Genomic DNA, 21,538 nt, shown 5'->3' on the forward strand with positions numbered 1-21,538 from the left:
TTTTTATCTTTTTCTCGAGAGACTAGCTCTTGAAGCTAGAGATAATGATTTTGTGTATTCATTAATTGAGTTAAGTTTTCCGCAGCAGCTGTTGCAAATTGCGGATCATTGATAGTGTAATTTAGTGAAATGATTTCCACTAAAGGATTGTTGATGTTCGCTGTTAAGGTATCAAATAGGACTTGGTCGATGGTTGGAGCATAGAACTCATGGCCTTTACTATCCAAACTAGACAGACCTTTTAGCGGCAGCATCAAAATGCTTTTGCTTGTTACTTGATTTAATTTTTCAGCAATTTTTTCACCAAGCTTTTTATTTTCTTCTGCGGTGGTTCGCATCAAGGTAACCATGGGATTGTGTTGATAAAAAAGTCGATCTTGGTATTTTTCAGGGATAGTGTCTACTGCACCAAAGTTTACCATATCAAGTGCGCCTAAAGATATAACTTGAGGAATTCCAGTTATGGCCGCCGCTTCTAAACGATGTTCTCCACCAGGCATATTACCGCCAAATAATTCATCACACCATTCAGTTGTTGTCAGATCTAGTACGCCAGCGATATGACCATCTGTAATCAATTTTTCCATAGACTTGCCACCAGCACCGGTAGCGTGGAATACAAGTACCTCATAACCCTGCTCTTCTAACAAGCGTCTACCAACTTCAACACTTGGTGTTGTTACACCAAACATACTTGCGGCAATGACTTTTTTCTCGAACACTTGTTCAGTGCTTAAATTAATGACCATTCCGCTAATCGCATTCGCTGCGTTGGTAAAAATCTTCTTGGAAATGGAGTTGAGACCAGCGACATCGACAATTGATGGATACATGAAAATATCACTTGATCCTACATAGCCACTAACATCACCAGCAGCTACTGTAGAAATTATCAATTTAGGAACACCAATCGGTAGGGCTCGCATGCTTGGTGCGACCATTGACGTTCCACCTGAGCCGCCGGCAGATATGATTCCATCAAATTTACCTTCACTATATAATTGTGGCAGTAAAACTTCTAATCCTTGGGCGATTGCTTTGGTTCCTTGGGCTCGGTCTCTATTCGCAGCTATTTCTGTGAGATCAGTTCCAGCTGCTTGAGCGATTTGCTGATTGGTAATGTCAGGTTCAAATGCAGGGGAGAAAATACCTGTATGGATCAAAAAAGTATTTAGGCCTGTTTTTTCAATCTGTTCTTTGATAAACAGGAATTCTTCAGATTTGGAATCAAAGGTTCCAGCTATCGCTACAGTTCTTTTATTCATGATAATGCTCCTTTCGATAATTTTGTTTACGTTTTCATTATAGAAGGTCTATTCTAAGAAAGATATGGATTATTGTCATCTGAAATAGGATTTATGTCATATGAATGTGGATAAAAAAACTCCACTCATAATGTTGAAGCAAAACATGAGCAGAGAAAAGTATTAAAATTTTAATTTTTTAGTTGATTTAAGTCTATGGAAACGAGTTGGTAACAACATGATCATTATGGCATAAGGAACGCTAATGATCGACCAAGTCAGGCTTCGGCTCAAGCTGTTATTTTTGTATAGCCAATGAAGTAAAAAATGTAACCCTAAGATACTAAAGGCGACAAAAATCAAAACGGTATAGTTCGGCTCATTCTTTATGATAGCTCTAAGAATACTGCCAACTAGAGGAACCAAATAAAAATAGGCACTGGTTAAGGAAATCCGCCAACTTTTTGCGACTGTTCCAAGATTTATCAAGAAAAATGCAATAGACAATAAGAGTCCAAGAGGCGGAAAAAAGGCGATCAAAGCAGAATAGACAGCGCTCCATAAAAGCATTAGGGGACCTTTGACAATTGCCGCAATAACAATAAAAATCGCGATCAGAAGAAGCTGTTGTGTCATTGATCCATAAGCTAATAAACCAAATAGAATCAGTAATACCCAGTGCCAAATCGTATTAACTTGAGGTTTTCGATTAATCGTTACGTTCTTTCGGATCGTTGTTTTGAGAAAGTCAGATTCTTCGAAGAAATTTTTCAAACAGCATTCCCTCCTATCAAATTAAAAACCAGACTGGAATTAAGTTTACTGCTGAAAAACGATAATAACATCGGACTAAAGTCTGTTTTTTGAATGATCTTCAATAACTATTTATTTTTAAGCAACTCAGAAAGCTCTCTAACATAAGGCAAAAACACCTGTTTCATACCACGAGAAATTGCTGTATAAAGAATCTTTTTTTCTCGTTCCGTTGTTCCATAGCGTACGGTTGAAGGGTCATGAATGATCACATTGTCAAATTCAAGTCCTTTTGCCATATCGATGGAAAGAATTTGAGCCTTAATAGTGATGTTTTCTTTAATCAGCTGTTGTTCTAATTCTTCTGCTTCTATTCCAGTTTTTGTAATGATCACGGTCGCTTCTTCAGGAGATAAGGAAGCTAAAAGTGAAGTGAGCGTTTCTAAGTAAGTATCTTGATTTTCACAAGGAATAAACTTAGGTTTCTCACCATCTTTTCGGATCGATACGATTTTGAGCTTTTCATGATTTGTTACTAAAGTTTGGAAAAGTTGCGTGATTTCCTTGCTTGAACGGTAACTATTCAATAATTGATAAGAAGTGACTGAACGGCTAGAAGCAGATAATAACTCTTTCAATTCCATAAAACTGATCGATGTATTGAAGATAGCCTGATTTTCATCTCCTGCCAAAGTAAAGTTAGCTTGCGGGAATAGTTTTAGCAGTAGAAGAATTTGAGCTTCAGTATAATCTTGGACCTCATCCACTAAAATAAAAGCCATTTGTCGATTAGATAAATCTTCAATATATTTATCTTTGATCAGTAGTAGGCTTACGACTTCGTCTGCAGTATAAGCTGACGAGGTTCTTTTATAAGGTACGCGTGTGTATTGTTGATACAACGCTTCAAAGAGTAACCATTGATCAAACCACGACGTATCAGCAATTACATCAGCAACTTTACGGTATTTTTTTTGCAACCGTTGCAATGCAAATTCCGTCAGTTGTTCTTCATCATCTTCGGTAAATATCATATCAAAATAACGCAACTGTTCCGCTTCAGTCAGATCTTGCATTTGATCGATCATTTTTTTGGACTTAGATTGTTTAATCAGATAACGATTCCATAAGCTGGATAATTTTTCTTTTGTTGCAGATAATCTGTCTCTGATCGATAAAGTATTCGGTGTTTCTTGATATAAATTAAAAATCAGTTCAGCGGAAAAAATTGGTTTACGTTTGAATAAAATTGGTTGAAACAAAGATTGTTGAATCAGCGTTGGATCATCGAATGACTGAATAAATGTAGTAAATGCTTGAGATTGGATGACTTTCTGCTGAGAATTCACTTGTTCCGCTGTGATCCGATTGAAATAAGCGGCTTCACTTTCGATCGGCTTTTTTTCACGAAAGGTAAATTTTAGAAATTGCAGTAAGGTTAGATTTAAAGGGTTTCGCTCACCTAAATTTGGTAATACCTGGGAAATGTAATCGATAAATGTCGAATTTGGCGAAAGTAGTAAAATATCATCGGCCGTAATTTGTGTCCGATGATTGTAAAGTAAATAAGCAATTCGCTGCATGATAGCAGATGTTTTGCCGCTACCAGCAATCCCGTTGACTAAAAGCAGTGGATGACGTTCATCACGGATAATCTCATTTTGCTCTTGTTGGATCGTTGTTGTAATATCTTTCATATATTGAGAAGAATCTGCTTCCAATGAATGGAGCAAAATATCATCTTGAATCGCTAGACTCGTATCAAAGAAATTGATTAAACGATCCTCTTCGATGATTAATTGTCTTTTCAGATTTAAGGCTACAGGAATCTCTGTTTTATTAACTAAATAACTGCTGTCACCTAAAACATTATTATAAAAAAGAGAAGCGATAGGTGAACGCCAGTCATAGATTCGTGAATCTCCATCCAAATTAGTAAAATCATTCATGCCAATATAAAACACATCACGATCGTCATCCGTATCTAGAAATGTTACATCGATTTTTCCAAAATAAGGAACTTTTAGTAAACGCTCGACTTTTTCAAGTTGCTTAGCTGCAGTTGCATTTTGGATGTTCAACTGATCGATTTCTCTATTTTTCATCTCCATCATGGCAAATGTTTCCAGATTATCTGAGTAACTATCAAAATTTAATTTTGTATCACCACCAAATTGCTCCAATACTGATTTTCCTGTAGTGCTAACTTCGTCAATAGCAGCTTGGTATGTTTCTCTGGCTTGACTTAATTCTTCATAAACCTGTTGCAAATGTTGGGTTTCTTGTGTGTGATCATTTGACATATTGATTCCTCCTGACATAAATTGCCGTGACCGAATAGTATAAGCTATTTTTTTTGATAATGCAATTATAAGAAGCTGATAATTTATCGGAGCTGTCCATTCAGCTTTTGGGTAAAATGTGATAAAGTATAGAAGATAGACAAGCAATTATAGTAGAATTAGGATGCTGCACTATTTAGCTATGCGGACTGCCTAATAAGCTTTTGCTTTGAAACATGCCAAGAAACACAACGAAGAACTGAGTTGATGTTGAATGGTACAAGGTGAAGCGAAGTGGAACGTTGTTACCATATGTTATCTAGCTACGCAGGCTAGCTCCTCGGAAAAAAGATAAATTATGAATGAGGCAAAAAGCGCCTCATTCATAATTTCCTATTTTTCTGTCAGAGCTGAACGAGCCTGATACGCTTTTATTGTTACCTAGCTACGCGGGCTAGCTCTTCGGGAAAAAGATAAAAATAGTTTGTGGTAAAAAGCACCACAATCGATTTTTCCTATTTTCCTGTCAGAGCTGAACGAGCCTACTACGCTTTTATATTAAGGAGTGAATGAACATGATTTTTGATTCTCATACTCATTTAAATGCAGAACAATTTAACGAAGATATTCCAGAAACAATTGAACATGCGAAAGAATTAGGTGTAACCGAAATGGCGGTAGTTGGTTTTGATACACCGACGATCGAAAAGTCTCTGGAACTTAGCCAACACTATAAAGAAATCCAAAGTATTATCGGTTGGCATCCAACAGAAGCCGGAAGTTATACGCCTGATATCGAGAAAAGACTACAGCATTTACTAACAATGCCAAAAGTAGTAGCACTTGGCGAAATCGGCTTAGATTATTACTGGATGGAAGATCCAAAAGAAGTTCAGGAACGTGTTTTTAGACGTCAAATCGCAATTGCCAAAGAAATGAATCTGCCAATCAGCATCCATACACGAGATGCAATGGAAGATACGTATAAAATTTTAAAAGAAGAAGATATTCGGGATATTGGCGGAATCATGCATAGTTTCAGTGGCGATCCTGAATGGATGGAAAAATTTCTAGATATGGGGATGCATATTTCTTTAAGCGGTGTTGTGACGTTTAAGAAAGCATTAGAGGTTCAAGAAGTAGCTAAAGCTGTTCCTTTGGATCGTTTATTGGTGGAGACAGACGCACCATACTTAGCCCCAGTCCCTTATCGAGGCAAACGCAATGAACCAGGTTATACTCGTTATGTAGTAGAAAAAATTGCAGAACTAAGAGAAGTTCCTTTTGAAGAGATAGCGAAGCAAACAACTATTAATGCGCATCGCTTATTCAGGTTAGCTGAATGACAGATAAGTTGAGGATTGAAGAAGTTATTGTCGTTGAAGGGAAAGACGATACTAGACGTATTCAAGAAGTTGTGGATGCTGATACGATTGAAACAATCGGCTCAGCGATCAATGAGGATATTTTAGAACAAATCGAACATGCACAAGAAACGCGTGGTGTCATCATTTTTACTGATCCAGATTTTTCAGGGGAAAAAATTCGTAAAACAATTATGGAAGTTATACCCGATGCCAAGCATGCGTTTCTCTCTCGTCAGCTTGCTGCACCTAAGAAACGAGGAAATAGTTTAGGTGTGGAGCATGCTAGTGATGAAGCGATTTTGGAAGCATTAGAGAAAATAGTTACCCCAGTCAATGGGGCAGATGATTATCAAGAAATCCCTAGACAAACCTTGATAGAGTATGGTTTAATAGCTGGGGCTCGTGCAAAAGAACGTCGTGAAAAATTAGGCGACGAATTGCGTATTGGCTACACCAATAGTAAGCAATTGACCAAACGCTTGAAAATGTTTCGGATTACAGAAAAAGAACTGATAGAGGCAATGAATAGTATAAATGAAACACCTAATGAAAAATCGGAGGAATCAATTTGACAGAGTATAAAGAAATAGCCACCCCTTCAAGAACCAAAGAAATTTTGAAGCAACATGGCTTTTCATTTAAAAAAAGTTTAGGACAAAACTTTTTAACAGAACCGAATATCTTACGTAAAATCGTTGAAACAGCTGGAATAGATACCCACACGAATGTTGTAGAAGTAGGACCTGGAATTGGTGCTTTAACTGAACAATTAGCTAAAAATGCGGCACAAGTTTTAGCTTTTGAAATCGATGATCGCTTGATCCCAGTCTTAGAGGATACAATGAGTCCGTATCAAAATGTTACAGTGGTTCATAATGATGTATTGAAAGCCGATTTAGTGGGCACTACAAAGGAAGTCTTTGAGCAAGAGCTTCCAATCAAAGTAGTAGCTAATCTTCCTTATTACATCACTACACCAATCATGATGCACTTTTTAGAATCTGATTTAGAAATAGAAGAAATGATCGTGATGATGCAAAAAGAGGTTGCGGATCGAATATCTGCAAAACCAGGAACAAAAGCTTACGGGTCGTTATCGATTGCTGTTCAGTATTTTATGGAAGCGAGCATTGCGTTCATTGTCCCCAAAACTGTGTTTATTCCACAACCGAATGTTGACTCAGCAATCATCAAACTGACGAAACGAGAGCAACCTGCTGTGGCTGTAACCAATGAGAAAGAGTTTTTCAAATTAACCAAAGCCTCATTCCAATTACGCCGTAAAACATTATGGAACAATTTGATTCATTTTTATGGTAAAGACGAGGAAACAAAAGCTTGGTTAACAGAAAGCTTAACCGAAGCAGAAATCGATCCATCACGCCGAGGAGAAACATTATCCTTGGAAGAATTTGGTCGTTTGAGTAATACCTTAGAAAAAAATCATTAACTGGAAGATAGATTGAGAAAAGAAGCTCTATGCTTTTCTCAGTCTATTTTTTACCTTATGCATAATGTGAAGGGATATACTTGGAATCAGAAAGAAAATCTAATTTATTTTGACTTTATGTAAAATTATTGGATTGGGTTATTGACTTTTTCAAAATATCAAGCATAATTACATTTAGAAAGCGCTTTCTATCGTTAGGAGTGAGACCGTGGAAAATAAAAAAACAAGAAATGTTACTTGGATGTTGGCAGCTATTTTTCTAGGATACACTTGTATTTATGTAGATAAAACGACAATTGGCATGTCTCTAGTGACTATTGCAACTGATTTAGGCTTCGACCCTCAGCAAAAAGGGTTGATATTAAGTGCTTTTTTTCTAGGCTATACGATTTTTCAAATTCCATTTGGGTATTTATCCAGTAAGATCGGGACAAGAAAAATGATGATTGCTTCTGTTTTTTTAGTTGGAATTTTCCTTTTTTTATTTGGTTTTGGCTTTTCATTATTATATTTGATTTTTATTCGCTTTATGACAGGAGCCGTTGCGCATTCGGGTTATCCATCCTCTGTAAGTACCTTTATTTCACAAGAGTTACCAATGGAAAAACGAGGTCCGGCGCAATCTACGATGATCGCTTCCTCAGGTTTTGCGGCAATCGTAGGACCACTATTGATTGCACCATTGTTGCTTCAGGTGGGCTGGCATAAGACGTATTATTTTTTAGGAGCGGCTGTATTATTGATTGCTGTTTTAATGTACGTTGTGATTCCAAAAGAATTTGGCGGTGTAAAGGAACATCTGCAAAATAAGGCGGCGATTTCATTTCGAGAAGTATTGAAAGATCGAAATGTCTGGATTTTGATTTTTGCCGCTTTTTTCATCAATGCGGCGATTTATGGGCTGAATGGGTGGATGGCGACTTATCTTGTAGAAGCTCATGGTCTTGGTTTATCTCAAACTGCTTACGTAACAGCTGTCATTGGCTTTTTCACAATGGTTGCAGCGATGGTTGGCGGTGTTATGGTAAATAAATTTTTCATTGGTAAAGAGAAAAATGTTATTTTTGTGGCAACCGTAGGCGGTGGGATTTTTGCTGTGTTGGTTTCAGTCGTCGGCACATTTGTATTGAGTATGATCGCATTAACACTCGCTGTTGCCTGTGCTAGTTTAGCATTTGCAACGTTGATGAGTATTCCATTGAAACTATTTCCATCAGATGAAGTTTCTGCAAAATATGCAACGATTAATGCAATCGGTGTTTCAGGCGGTTTTGTTGCTCCAACGATTATTGGAGCCCTGATTCAATTGTCAAATGGTGCTTTCTTCAGTTCCTTCTTATTTATAGGCATTTCATTTGTAGTTGCAGGAACTATCACCTTACTGGTTCAAAAAAAGAAAGAATCCTAGTTCAGGGTTTTGAAAAAATAAAAAGGGTGTGAGAAAATGTGTACAGGTATCACAGTTAAGTCAAAAGCAGGCAATAGTTATTGGGGGCGAACCCAAGAATTTAATTTATTAATGGAATATGATGGTGCAATTATTCCCAGGAGCTATGACTTACATGTTTCATTAGATCATTTCTTAACACAATATGCTGCAATGGGCGTGGCACTTGCTGGACATCCATTATTGGTAGACGGTGTTAACGAAAAAGGATTGATGGGTGGCTCGTTTTACTTTGGCAATTATAATCGCTATATTGAATCAGAAAAAATTCGTGCTAAGGGTAAACTACCTTTAGCAGGAGCCGAATTTGTAACCTATGCCTTGACGAATTATGCTTCTGTGGCTGAAATCAAAGAGCGGGTAAATCAGGATACGGCGATTGCTATTGTTGATAATCAGATGGGAATTCCCCAGCATTATGTATTTCAAGATGAATCAGGTGCATCGGTTGTGGTTGAGCCTTCAATCGATGGTGGCTATGAAGTTTATGAAAATCCAGTAGGAGTGTTTACCAATAGCCCAAAATTTGACTGGCATTTAACGAATCTTCAGAATTATGTCGGGCTTAGTGATCTAATAGCACCTGATATTCAGATGGAAGAACTTCATGTTTTTTCAAATGGTAAAGGTTCTGGTTTACGCGGGATTCCGGGAGATTTCACACCCCAATCACGGTTTATTCGAGCGGCATTTTTGAAGCATTTTTCAGAAAAAGTCGAAGATGAACAAGCAGTTGAACAAATTTTTCATATTTTAGATAGTTTTGATATTCCAAAAGGTGTTGTTAAAGTTAGTTCGGATACAGATGTACAATATACGCAATATACTAGTGCTTATGACAGTAAAGAAAAGCAAATGTACATTCATTTGTACGAGAATCGTATGATCCAGACATTGTCTTTGAATGCTGGAATATTGGACAGCTCTGAACCTCAATATTTTGAATTGAAGACTGAACAACAGTATTATTCAATGCCTAAAAAAGAATAGAATCGACTTAATTTAAATTAGATGAAAGAGAATTACGGGAGAGACTAGTCATAGCACCGAGGAATAAATGACCAGTGACGCAAAACATTGATCATGAAGATCTCAGGTAAAAGGACCGTAGTTGGACATTACTCTGGAAAGCGGAAGCACCGAAGGAGCAACTCTTCAAGATGAAGACGAATCTCTCAGGTTTTGTACAGAGGAACAGGCATTTCTTTAAGATGCCTGTTCCTCTGTTTTTATATAGTTATTTTTGCTTGGAGGTGTCATCAAAACGAAGAAATAAAAATACAAAGAAGCAAAGGAGTAGAGAAGATGGATCTAAAAACACCTTTATATGACGCACATCTTGAAGCAGGCGGGAAGATGGTTCCATTCGCAGGTTACACGCTACCTGTCCAATATAAAGATAGTGGTGTGATAAAAGAACATTTAGCTGTTCGCAATCAAGTTGGATTATTTGATGTTTCCCATATGGGGGAAGTTGTTTACGAGGGAAAAGAGGCTTTAGCGAATTTGCAGTATTTATTAACAAATGATTTTAGCAATTTAGAAATAGGTCGTGTTCGATATACCTTGATGTGTAATGAAAATGGTGGGGTAATCGATGATCTATTAGTGTATAAATGTAGTGAAGAGAAATATCTACTGGTAGTCAACGCAGCAAATAGAGCTAAAGATGTTGCTTGGATGACAGCGCACTTATTCGGTGAAGTTGAATTTTCTGATCAATCCGATCAGTTTGTTCAGATCGCATTACAAGGATCTTCTGCTAAAGAAATTATAGCGGAATTAACGAAAGAAGAAGAAATTCCAAAAAAATATTATAGTTTTACTGAACAAGCCAATGTTGGCGGTGTAACTTGTATTTTATCTCGAACGGGTTATACAGGGGAGTTTGGCTATGAGTTATACTGTAAACCGGAAGATGGACTTAAATTATGGAATCGGTTAGTAGAAACAGGTCAAAAATACGGTATTATCCCCTGTGGTTTAGGTGCACGTGATACGCTACGTTTAGAGGCAGGAATGCCACTTTATGGGCATGAAATGTCTGAAGAAATTACACCGCTTGAAACAGATCTAGGTTTTGCGGTCAAAATGAAAAAAGAAGATTTTATTGGCAAACAGGGCATACTTGATAAAGGAGAACCTAAAATTACTCGGATCGGTTTACAGTTAACGGATCGTGGGATCGTTCGTGAAGGAGCCGATATTTATTTTAAAGGGGATAAGATTGGCCAAACAACCTCAGGTACGATGTGTCCATTTATCAATAAAGCTTGTGCAATGGCTTTAGTGGAAAAAGGAATCGTAGAAATTGGTTCACCAATCGAAGTAGAAGTTAGAGGTAAGAAAATTGCGGCTGAAGTTGTAACAATACCGTTTGTAAAAAAATAATTGGAAAAGAAGGAGTCGTTTATTATGGCAAAGGCAGAAGAATTGAAGTTTTCTAAATCACATGAGTGGGTACTTTTTGATGGAGATAAAGTTAGGATTGGTCTGTCTGATTATGCGCAAGACCAGTTAGGCGATATTGTGTTTATTGATTTACCAGATGAAGGAGATGAAGTCACAAAAGGTGAATCATTTGCGGACATCGAATCAGTTAAAGCCGTTTCAGAGGCGTATTCCCCAATCACAGCGACGGTTTCAGCAATCAATGAAGAGTTGATGGATAGTCCAGAGTTGATTAATTCTGCACCATTGGATTCATGGTTGATCGAAGTAGAGGGAGTCGAAGCAATCGAAGACTTATTAACTGCTGACGAATATAAGAAATTCTGCGAAGAATCTGAGGAGGCGTAATGAATGGGTAATTATCTTGGATCAACAGAACAACAATACCAAGACATGCTGAAAATAATCGGATTAACGGATGGTATGGATCTCTACCAAACACTTCCCAAAGAAATGATTGTAGAAAAACTTGATATTCCAGCGGGAAAATCAGAATTTGAAGTACGTCGTATTCTAGAAAAAATGGGAAAGAAAAACAAAGTCTTCTCAAGCATTTTCCGTGGTGCAGGAGCATACAATCACTATATTCCAGCTATTGTTAAGCAAATCTCAGCAAAAGAAGAATTTATGACATCCTATACCCCTTATCAACCTGAAATCAGTCAAGGGCTGCTACAGTCGATTTTTGAATATCAAACCATGATCTGTGAAATCACTGGAATGGATGCGACCAATGCTTCAGTTTACGATGGACCAACTGCTGCGGCTGAAGCCATCAATATGTGTTTAGAGAAAAAACGGTTGAAAGTTCTGATTTCAGAAACAACGAATCCAATGACGATTCAAACAGCATTGACTTATTTTAGTTCTAGAGAAATTGAATTTATCATAGTTCCAGAGAAAGACGGTCTGACAGATTTAGCTGTCTTACAAGAAAAATTAGATGAAACAAGTGCGTGTTTCATTGTGCAACAACCAAACTATTATGGTGGGATCGAACCAGTCGAGGAAATAGCAGAATTGGTTCATAATGCGAAAGCTAAATTTATTATGGGTGTAAATCCGGTAGCCAGTACCGTTTTGAAAACAGCAGGTGAAGTTGAGGCCGACATTGCAGTAGGAGACTCACAGCCATTTGGCTTACCATTAGCTTTTGGCGGACCTTATATTGGATTTATTGCCACAAAAGAAAAAATGATGCGGAAATTACCTGGTAGGATTGCTGGAGAAACGGTGGATGAAGCAGGTAAGCGAGCATTTGTGTTAACCTTACAAGCTCGTGAACAGCATATCCGTAGAGAAAAAGCAGCCTCTAATATTTGTTCAAATCAAGCACTATGCGCATTAACGAATGCTGTTTATATGAGTACGATGGGGGCGCAAGGGATTCAGGAGGTAGCTGAGCAATGTTATAGTAAAGCTCATTATTTAGCGGATCAACTAAGTCAGATCAAAGGGGTAAAACGAAACAATGAAAGTCCGTTTTTCCATGAATTTGTTATGAGTTTTCCTGTTTCAAATGAAGCTATATTAACGAAATTAGAAGCGCACGATATCTTAGGCGGTTATCCTACAGACACAGGATTATTATGGTGCGTGACAGAAATGAATACAAAAGAACAAATCGATGAAGTAGTTGCATTGGTGAAGGAGGCGTGTGAATAATGAAATTAATCTTTGAACGCAGTGTAGACGGGTATTACAATGAAATGATCTCCCCATGTGATGTACCAACTACTAAACTTCCAGAAACCATGAAACGTCAAAAAGAGCTCCATTTACCAACACTTCCTCAACCAGAAATCAGCAGACATTATACGGAGTTAGCGAATGCAACCTTTGGGATCAATGATGGTTTTTATCCATTAGGCTCATGTACAATGAAATATAATCCAAAGATCAACGATGAAATGGCGGCTTATCCAGCTTTTGCTAATATCCATCCACTTCAGCCACAACATACGGTCCAAGGATCCCTTGAAGTTTTCACGATGGCTGAAAGTTTATTAAAAGAAATCACTGGAATGAATGCCATTACATTTCAACCTGCAGCTGGCGCACATGGTGAATTTACCAGTTTACTAATGATCAAAGCTTATCATGAAAAAAATGGCCAACCGCAACGAAATAAAATTATTGTACCCGATTCAGCTCACGGAACAAATCCTGCAAGTGTGGCAATGACAGGAATGATCACAGTTAATATTCCTTCAGATAAGCATGGTTGTGTGGACATTACAGCTTTAAAAGCAGCAGTTGGCGAAGATACAGCGGGGCTAATGTTGACGAACCCGAATACAGCAGGGATTTTTGATAAAAATATTTTAGACATTACCAAAATCGTTCATGACGCTGGTGGATTGAACTATTATGATGGCGCAAATTTAAACGCCATTATGGGTGTGGCTCGCCCAGGTGATATGGGCTTTGACATTATTCATTTGAATTTGCACAAAACATTCTCAACGCCTCATGGCGGTGGTGGACCAGGATCCGGGGCTGTTGGTTGTAAAACATTACTAAAACCGTTTCTCCCTGATTATTATCCAGTCAAAGAAGGAACAGAAATTTCATTTACTAAACCTGAACATTCAATTGGAATGGTCAAAGGCTTTTATGGTCAATTTTCAGTATTCTTGAGAGCTTTGACATATATCTTATTTTTAGGTTCTGAAGGGATAGCCTCAGCATCTAAAAGTGCTGTACTGAATGCAAATTACATGCTTCATAAATTAAAAGATATTTTTGAAGTGCCATACGGCGAGACCTGTATGCATGAATTTGTCATCAGTTTAGACAAATTAAAAAAAGAAACGGGTGTTACAGCTTTAGATATGGCTAAAGGGATTTTAGATCATCAAATGTATCCACCGACAATGTATTTCCCATTAACGGTGCCCGAAGCTTTAATGGTTGAACCGCCTGAAACGGAATCAAAAGAAAGACTGGATGATGCAATCGCGGTCTATCGTAACCTTTATGAAGAGGCGTACAAAAATCCAGCAGCCTTTCATGACTATCCGCTACATGCTCAAATCCATCGGGTTGATGAAGTGAGAGCAGCAAGAAAACCAATTGTTCGGTATGATTTTGGAAGTGCTGATAGCTAGGTTTTTGGAGAGAAAGAAATTAGGAACTAGTTGTTCTGTTCAGTTTTTAAACTATCTAGCTTCATGAGCTAGCTCCTCGGAAAAAAGATAAACTATAATTATGGCCAAAAGCGCCATAATTATAGTTTCCTATTTTTCAGTCGGAGCTTAATGAGCTCATTCAGCTTTTAAACTATCTAGCTTTACTGGCTAGTCTCTCGAGAAAAAGATAAAAAATAAATGAGGAAAAGAACACCTCAGTTATTTTTTCCTATTTTCTTGTCGAGACTGAGCGAGCCAGTTCAGCTTTTAAATTTATCTAGCTTCACAGAACAGTTCCCTCAACAAATAGAGAAATCATCTGAAAGTTAAAGAGCAACTTTAAGTTGATTTCCTAATTTGTTCGGGAACTGGTCGGTTCTGTTCAGCTTTTAAAGAAAGGAGGAAAGGTATGAGTTATGATTTAATTGTTATTGGTGCTGGTCCAGGTGGTTATGTGGCTGCGATTAAAGCGGCTCAATTGGGAATGAAGGTTGCTTTGGTTGAAGGGGATCGTGTTGGTGGTACTTGTTTAAATCGTGGGTGTATTCCGACGAAGGCGTTGTTACATTCTGCAGAAATTGTTCGTGAAATAAAAAATGCCAACACTGAGGGAATTCATGTTAAGGATTTACAGATAAATATGGAAGAGGTTTATGAAAAGAAAAATAAAGTTGTTGATAGTCTTGTACAAGGAATTGAAGGATTGGTCAAAGGAAATCGCATTGAGTTGATTTTTGGCAAAGCTAAAATTATCAAAGCTGGCGTAATCAAAATAGCTGGGGAAATATATGAAACGAAAAAGATTCTGATTGCAACTGGTTCAAGACCAATGATTCCACCGATTCCTGGTAGTGATTTGCCAGGTGTTGTAACAAGTAATGAGCTTTTAGCTGAGCCAAGTAATTGTAAAAGTTTGGTTATTATCGGTGGTGGTGTGATTGGCGTAGAATTTGCAACGATTTTTAATGCACTAGGTTGCGCTGTGACAATTATCGAAACAGCAGATACGTTGCTTCCAAATTTTGATAAGGAGCTATCTAAAAAATTAGCAATGACTCTAAAAAAACAAGGGATCAAGATTGCAACAAAGTCGATCGTTACCGATATTTCTAAAAATCAACAGTTGACTTGCACCTACGCTACTAAAGGAAAGGAAGAAACTGTCACTAGTGATGTGGTCTTGATTGCGACAGGACGAAAAGCCAGTTTTGCCAATTTATTTGAGTCTGAATTAGATCTGAAAATAGAGAATCAGACAATTTGGGTAGATGAAACCTTTGAAACCTCTATTAAAGGTATTTTCGCAATCGGTGATTTAGCTAGCCGTGGAACGCAATTAGCACATCTAGCTTCAGCTCAAAGAGTAAATGCAGTTTTAGGGATGAATCAACAACCAGTTGAATACAATTTAGAGATCATTCCATCTTGTGTCTATACATCACCAGAAATAGCGTCTGTTGGTATGACAGAAATCGAAGCAAAAAATTTAGGTCTCTCAGTAAAAGTTGGGAAATTTAATATGGCGGGTAATGGAAAAACAATGATTGCTGGAACTGGATTAGGTTTCATTAAAGTGATTGCTGATGCGGAAAACGGAAAAATCATCGGTGCTCAATTAATGTGTGCTCGCGCAACTGATATGGTCAGTGAGTTTACAACAGCAATCGTAAACGGTCTATCGATTCATGAAGTGACCTCGATCGTTCATCCCCATCCAACCTATAATGAGGGTGTGGGTGAAGCCTACGAAAATCTTCTCGGACTTGGCATTCATACAATTCCAAAAAAATAACAGAAATAGGGCAAATTTTCTGAAATGTTTGGTACTATATATAATAGTAGAAAAGTTTCTTGGGTGTTAGCTTTGGAGGCACTGTTGGTAAATTTAGCAACTGCAACAGTCGATCAACCGATACAGAGTCGTCACAAGTCACTTAGCTTTAAAGGAAAAGGAGAAAAATAAATGCTAACAGAAAAACAAAAAAGGTTTGCCGAAAGTCTAGAAGAAGAACTGATTCAAATTAGAAGACATCTACATCAAAATCCCGAAATTGGCTTGGATTTGCCAAACACCGTAGCTTTTGTAAAAGAAAAATTGACTGAATATGGCTATGAACCTCAATCCTGCGGAGAGTCTGGTATTACCGTATTGGCAGGTAAAAAGAGCGGTAAAACGTTCCTTTTACGTGGTGATATGGATGCTTTACCGATTCGAGAGTTGACCGATTTGCAATTTAAATCCGAAAATGGCTATATGCATGCTTGTGGTCATGATATGCATACAACCATGTTACTTGGAGCGGCTAAACTTTTAAAAGAGTTTGAAGATGAGTTAGATGGTCAAGTAAAATTACTATTTCAACCAGGCGAAGAAATTCTTTCAGGTTCAAAAGTCTGTATTGAAAATCATGTTTTAGAAAATCCTAAAGTAGATGCTGGAATGATGATTCATGTTTTCCCATTTAAAGGGATGATGGCAGGTCAAATCATGCCAACACCAGAAGGAACATTTATGGCCAGTGCCGATTGGTTTGAAATCAATATCAAAGGACGAGGCGGACACGGCTCACAACCTGAGACGGCGATCGATCCAATTAATGTAGCAGTTCATATCTATACCGCTTTACAAGAACTTTCAGCAAGAGAAATCGGTTCAGAAGAGCGTTTTGTTTTAACGATCGGTGAATTTACTGGTGGAACTCCTGGCGCTTCAAACATTATTCCAGAAACAACCGTAATGAAAGGAACCTTACGAACATTAAAAGAAGATGTCCGCATACAAGTTAAAGAACGAATGACTGTAATGGCTGAAAATATTGCGAAAGCTTTCCGGGCTGAAGCGGAAGTGGTTTTCACTAATGGATGTACGACAAATGTGAATGATCCAGCATTGACAGCATTTACTAAAGAATCATTAACGGAAACATTTGGTGCTGAGCGAATCGTTACCATTCCTATATCAACACCACTTATGGGAAGTGAAGATTTTGGTGAAATCAGTCAGTTGATTCCAACAACGACTGTTCTATTAGTAGCATCTGAAGAAAATATCAATCTTCATAATCCAGCGATTGTTTTTGATGAATCTGTCTTGATTGAAGGTGCCCAAGTTTATGCAGATACAGCAATGTCTTGGTTAAAAAAAGGCTGATACTGCTCATAATATGGTGAAGTGGAGGGGAAGAAGTGGTCAAGTCAGATATTGAAATTGCGCAAGAAACAACGATACTGCCGATTACTAAAGTAGCAGAAGAAATTGGTTTGAATGAAGAACAATATGAGCTTTATGGCAAATATAAAGCAAAAATCGCTGTTGAAAAAATTAAAGCTGATAAAAATGGAAAAGTCATTCTAGTGACAGCAATTACGCCAACGCCAGCTGGTGAAGGGAAAACAACCACTGTTGTGGGTCTAGGTGATACTTTGAATCGAATTGGTAAGGATGCGATCATTGCCTTAAGGGAACCTTCTTTAGGACCAGTTTTTGGAATCAAAGGTGGTGCCGCTGGAGGTGGTTATGCTCAAGTGGTTCCTATGGAAGATATCAATCTTCATTTTACAGGTGATTTCCATGCAATTGGGGCAGCAAATAATTTGCTTGCGGCAATCATTGATAATCATATTTTCCAAGGTAATGAGCTGGGGATCGATAATCGTCGAATCACTTGGAAAAGAGCTGTGGACATGAATGATCGTCAATTGAGACATATTGTGGATGGTTTAGGAGCCAGAGTTAATGGTGTTCCAAGAGAAGACGGTTTTGAAATTACGGTTGCATCAGAAATTATGGCAATTCTATGTTTGTCTAATGACCTTGATGGCCTGAAAGAAAATCTAGCCAACATCATTATTGGCTACACATATGACAATCAACCAGTTACAGCGCGCGATTTAAATGCTCAAGGTGCAATGACCGCTTTATTGAAAGAGGCGATCAAACCCAATCTGGTACAAACCTTGGAAAATAACCCTGCTTTGATCCATGGTGGACCATTTGCAAATATTGCTCACGGCTGTAATGCTGTAATAGTGTGATTGCTACAAATACGGCTAGAAAACTAGCGGAGTATGTTGTAACCGAAGGTGGTTTTGGAGCTGATTTAGGGGCAGAAAAGTTTATTGATATCAAATGTCGGAAATCTGGAATTCGTCCTTCAGCCGTTGTCGTAGTAGCGACAGTTCGGGCCTTGAAAATGCATGGTGGTATACCGAAAGATCAGTTAGGTGTTGAAAATGTCAGTGCCCTTAAAGAAGGCTTGCCAAATCTTTTAAAACACATCGAAAATACAACGACTGTTTTTGGTTTACCAACGGTTGTAGCAATCAATAAATTCCCAACAGATACCGAAGCAGAATTGAAGCTCGTAGAAGAAGAATGTCAAAAACGCAATGTAAATGTTGTTCTTTCCGATGTTTGGGCGCACGGTGGTGCTGGTGGTGAAGAGTTAGCAAGAGAGGTTATTCGTTTAGCCGATCAGGAAAGTAATTTTTCATTTGCCTATCCAGATGAATTGCCGATCAAAGAGAAAATCAGCGCAATCGTCGAAAAAGTATACGGTGGAACCGCTGTTCGCTATGAACCGATTGCTGAAAGAGAAATTGCTAAACTGGAAAAACTTGGATTTGGCAACTTACCGATTTGTATGGCAAAGACACAATATTCATTTTCAGACGATCAAACAAAGTTAGGAAGACCAACTGATTTTACGATAACAATCAGTAATATCAAAATTTCAGCTGGTGCAGGATTTATTGTGGCCTATACTGGTAGCGTGATGACGATGCCGGGATTACCAAAAAAGGCAGCGTATGAAAAAATTGATGTTGATTCAGATGGTAAAATTACGGGATTATTCTAAGTTTCATTAAATAATGAAAAAAAACTATGTGTCTTGACACATAGTTTTTTTTCTCGTAGAATAGGTGATGTCGTATATGTCAAGACACATCGGAGGAGATTATGAAAAAGAATTCAGTTAGGCACTTAACAATTGCGGCATTGCTAGTAGCGATGGGGATCATCATTCCTATGGTTATGCCAAGGATCGTGATTGGACCTGCTTCTTTTACTTTAGCTAGTCATGTGCCATTATTTTTAGCAATGTTTTTTTCACCAGGAGTAGCTGTTGCGGTTAGTTTAGGTACTGGTTTTGGTTTCTTTCTGTCGGCGACACCGATCATTGCCTTAAGAGCATTGTCTCATTTACTTTTTGCACTGATAGGAGCATTTTATTTACAGAAATATCCAACAATCGTGTTAACTAAGCATAAATTCGTTTTGTTCAACGGCCGTTTTCAACTGTTTAATTTTGTTATTGGCTTAATACATTCTGCGGCAGAATTAGCTGTAGTAAGTGTTTTTTATACTATGGGAAATATGCCGGAAACATACTACGCGCGAGGATATATGTATTCGATCTTTTTGCTGATGGGTATTGGTGGGCTGATCCATAGTTTGATTGATTACAACATTGCCTATTTTGTAGCGAATGCATTAAGCAAACAATTTGATATTCCAGTATTTAGTCAGGCTAAAAAATTGGAACAAGTAAAAACGGACATTCTTCCCCAAGAGATTGAGCCGCAACAATAAAAAAACTGAGCAGCGTCTAAATACGCTACTCAGCTTTTTTATTGTTTAAGGTAATTTAATGACTTGTTCAGTTTCTGGGTCGAAGAAATGGGCTTTACTAATATTAAACGCTAAATCAACCATTTCTTCTGGTTTATGAAAGTCACGAGCATCAACTTTTGAAATAAATTCTGTATCACCTAATCTTGTGTAAAGCATTGTTTCTGCACCTAATAGTTCAGAAACAACAACTTCAGAACGAACAACTGCATCATTCATGGTATCTAAAGCCACTTGTTCACTATGAATATCTTCAGGTCTAATACCAAAGATCACCGATTTTCCTTCATAGCCTTTTTCAACCAATAATTTATTTTTCCCTTCAGGAATCATCAATTCTAAACCATGTCCATCACGGATAATACCGTTATTTAAAGTAACATTAAAGAAGTTCATAGCAGGAGAGCCGATAAAGCCTGCAACAAAGACATTGTTTGGTGTATTGTAGACTTCTTTTGGCGAGCCAATCTGTTGAATAAAACCGTCTTTCATAATAACGATTCGATCTGCCATGGTCATAGCTTCTGTTTGGTCATGTGTTACATAAACTGTAGTTGTTTCCAAACGACGATGTAACTTAGCGATTTCAGCACGCATTGCTACACGTAATTTTGCATCTAAGTTAGATAAAGGTTCATCCATCAAAAAGACTTTCGCATCACGAACGATTGCCCGACCTAAAGCAACCCGTTGTCGTTGTCCACCGGATAAAGCAGCTGGTTTACGGTGTAAATACTCTGTCAATCCTAAGATTTCCCCAGCATTTTCTACACGTTTTTTGATCTCTGCTTTGTCATATTTACGAAGCTTTAGTCCAAAAGCCATATTATCAAACACAGTCATATGAGGATATAACGCATAGTTTTGGAATACCATCGCGATATCACGATCTTTTGGTGCAACATCATTCATTATTTTATCACCAATCGAAAGTTCGCCCTCTGTAATATCTTCTAAACCAGCGATCATCCGTAGAGTTGTTGATTTACCACAACCAGATGGCCCAACAAAAACGATAAACTCCCGATCAGCAATTTCTAAATTAAAATCTGTTACAGAATAATTCTCTGCATTATCGTATTTTTTATAGATATGTTTTAATGCCATTTCTACCATTATCGTCACTCTTTTCTTTTTTTAGTGTAACCTTAGTATAAATGAAAGCGCTATACATTCTCAACGGAAGGTTGCACAAGAAAAATCCTTTTTTTCGTCAAAGTGACAAAGGTCCAGTCATTCTTTTTACTCTATAGTGAAAGACTTTGTTATAATGATGAAAAGAACTCAATTGGGGGAGCAAGGATGAAAATTGCATTGATTGCGCATGATCGGAAAAAAGAGTTGATGGTTAGATTGACATTGGCCTATCAACCGATTTTAAAAAAACATGAACTATTTGCAACTGGAACAACAGGATTGAAAATATCAGAAGCAACTGGATTACCCGTGCATCGATTTAAATCAGGACCATTAGGCGGGGATCAGCAAATTGGTGCAATGATTTCCGAGGATAAGTTAGATATGGTGATTTTTTTACGAGATCCCTTAGCTGCACAACCTCATGAACCAGATGTGACAGCATTGATTCGTTTGAGCGATGTCTACGAGATTCCTTTAGCCACAAATATTGGGACTGCTGAAATTTTATTAAGAGGCTTACAAGCTGGTTTTGCGGACTTTAGAAATGTGGTTCATGAAACGGATAATAAACCGCTATCGTTTTGATTATTCCGATTAAAGTTTGTTGCGGCTGGGTAAGGAGTATGTTATATTTCATTTAG

At 37.8% G+C, this 21,538-nt stretch carries 17 protein-coding genes, 1 pseudogene and 1 riboswitch; of the genes and pseudogenes, 14 read left to right on the forward strand and 4 right to left on the reverse strand.

Annotation, left to right across the window (positions count from 1 at the left end):
* Positions 1-35: 35 nt before the first annotated feature.
* The 3 genes from A5866_RS14450 to A5866_RS14460 form a co-directional block, all read right to left on the reverse strand.
* Positions 36-1,265, reverse strand: a complete 1,230-nt coding sequence (locus A5866_RS14450; protein ID WP_086445023.1) for a Tm-1-like ATP-binding domain-containing protein — start codon at positions 1,263-1,265, stop codon at positions 36-38.
* Positions 1,266-1,427: 162 nt separating this feature from the next.
* Positions 1,428-2,018: a hypothetical protein gene (locus A5866_RS14455; RefSeq protein WP_086445022.1), complete on the reverse strand. Its 591-nt coding sequence runs from the start codon at positions 2,016-2,018 to the stop codon at positions 1,428-1,430.
* 107 nt (positions 2,019-2,125) lie between these two features.
* A complete protein-coding gene (locus A5866_RS14460) occupies positions 2,126-4,300 on the reverse strand; it encodes a HelD family protein (protein ID WP_086445021.1) in 2,175 nt (724 codons plus the stop codon).
* Positions 4,301-4,854: 554 nt separating this feature from the next.
* Here A5866_RS14460 and A5866_RS14465 point away from each other — a divergent pair.
* The 13 genes and pseudogenes from A5866_RS14465 to A5866_RS14525 all read left to right on the forward strand — a co-directional run bounded on the left by A5866_RS14465 (position 4,855) and on the right by A5866_RS14525 (position 19,718).
* The gene (locus A5866_RS14465; protein WP_086445020.1) at positions 4,855-5,625 is read left to right on the forward strand and encodes a TatD family hydrolase; all 771 of its coding nucleotides are present in this window, start codon (positions 4,855-4,857) and stop codon (positions 5,623-5,625) included.
* Complete coding sequence (gene rnmV, locus A5866_RS14470; protein WP_176332591.1) at positions 5,622-6,218, forward strand: ribonuclease M5; 597 nt, start codon at positions 5,622-5,624, stop codon at positions 6,216-6,218. The genes A5866_RS14465 and rnmV overlap by 4 nt, the downstream gene beginning before the upstream one ends.
* Positions 6,215-7,096 (forward strand): 16S rRNA (adenine(1518)-N(6)/adenine(1519)-N(6))-dimethyltransferase RsmA, encoded by an 882-nt coding sequence (gene rsmA, locus A5866_RS14475; protein ID WP_086445019.1) that lies wholly within the window; start codon positions 6,215-6,217, stop codon positions 7,094-7,096. The genes rnmV and rsmA overlap by 4 nt, the downstream gene beginning before the upstream one ends.
* A gap of 208 nt (positions 7,097-7,304) precedes the next feature.
* Positions 7,305-8,504, forward strand: coding sequence for an MFS transporter (locus tag A5866_RS14480; protein WP_086445018.1), 1,200 nt, complete (start codon positions 7,305-7,307; stop codon positions 8,502-8,504).
* A gap of 36 nt (positions 8,505-8,540) precedes the next feature.
* Positions 8,541-9,533 (forward strand): linear amide C-N hydrolase, encoded by a 993-nt coding sequence (locus A5866_RS14485; protein WP_086445017.1) that lies wholly within the window; start codon positions 8,541-8,543, stop codon positions 9,531-9,533.
* A gap of 25 nt (positions 9,534-9,558) precedes the next feature.
* Positions 9,559-9,661, forward strand: a riboswitch (glycine riboswitch).
* A 187-nt stretch (positions 9,662-9,848) separates the two neighbouring features.
* Positions 9,849-10,934: a glycine cleavage system aminomethyltransferase GcvT gene (gene gcvT, locus A5866_RS14490; protein WP_086445016.1), complete on the forward strand. Its 1,086-nt coding sequence runs from the start codon at positions 9,849-9,851 to the stop codon at positions 10,932-10,934.
* A gap of 24 nt (positions 10,935-10,958) precedes the next feature.
* On the forward strand, positions 10,959-11,342 hold the full coding sequence (gcvH, locus tag A5866_RS14495) for a glycine cleavage system protein GcvH (RefSeq protein WP_086279943.1): 384 nt from the start codon (positions 10,959-10,961) through the stop codon (positions 11,340-11,342).
* A 3-nt stretch (positions 11,343-11,345) separates the two neighbouring features.
* Positions 11,346-12,659 (forward strand): aminomethyl-transferring glycine dehydrogenase subunit GcvPA, encoded by a 1,314-nt coding sequence (gene gcvPA / locus A5866_RS14500; RefSeq protein WP_086445015.1) that lies wholly within the window; start codon positions 11,346-11,348, stop codon positions 12,657-12,659.
* Positions 12,659-14,104, forward strand: a complete 1,446-nt coding sequence (gcvPB, locus tag A5866_RS14505) for an aminomethyl-transferring glycine dehydrogenase subunit GcvPB (RefSeq protein ID WP_086445014.1) — start codon at positions 12,659-12,661, stop codon at positions 14,102-14,104. The genes gcvPA and gcvPB overlap by 1 nt, the downstream gene beginning before the upstream one ends.
* Before the next feature lie 430 nt (positions 14,105-14,534).
* Positions 14,535-15,917, forward strand: coding sequence for a dihydrolipoyl dehydrogenase (gene lpdA, locus A5866_RS14510; RefSeq protein WP_086445013.1), 1,383 nt, complete (start codon positions 14,535-14,537; stop codon positions 15,915-15,917).
* A 171-nt stretch (positions 15,918-16,088) separates the two neighbouring features.
* A complete protein-coding gene (locus A5866_RS14515) occupies positions 16,089-17,276 on the forward strand; it encodes a M20 metallopeptidase family protein (protein ID WP_086445012.1) in 1,188 nt (395 codons plus the stop codon).
* A 35-nt stretch (positions 17,277-17,311) separates the two neighbouring features.
* Positions 17,312-18,984: pseudogene (locus A5866_RS14520) on the forward strand (formate--tetrahydrofolate ligase).
* 101 nt (positions 18,985-19,085) lie between these two features.
* Positions 19,086-19,718, forward strand: a complete 633-nt coding sequence (locus tag A5866_RS14525; RefSeq protein WP_086445011.1) for a hypothetical protein — start codon at positions 19,086-19,088, stop codon at positions 19,716-19,718.
* A 45-nt stretch (positions 19,719-19,763) separates the two neighbouring features.
* Here A5866_RS14525 and A5866_RS14530 read toward each other — a convergent pair whose 3' ends face one another.
* A complete protein-coding gene (locus A5866_RS14530) occupies positions 19,764-20,873 on the reverse strand; it encodes an ABC transporter ATP-binding protein (protein ID WP_086279964.1) in 1,110 nt (369 codons plus the stop codon).
* A 186-nt stretch (positions 20,874-21,059) separates the two neighbouring features.
* Between A5866_RS14530 and mgsA the strand changes: the two genes are divergently transcribed.
* On the forward strand, positions 21,060-21,482 hold the full coding sequence (mgsA, locus tag A5866_RS14535; protein ID WP_086445010.1) for a methylglyoxal synthase: 423 nt from the start codon (positions 21,060-21,062) through the stop codon (positions 21,480-21,482).
* Positions 21,483-21,538 lie beyond the last annotated feature (56 nt).

Source organism: Enterococcus sp. 12C11_DIV0727 (genome assembly GCF_002148425.2).
Classification (GTDB): Bacteria; Bacillota; Bacilli; order Lactobacillales; family Enterococcaceae; genus Enterococcus_L; species Enterococcus_L lemimoniae.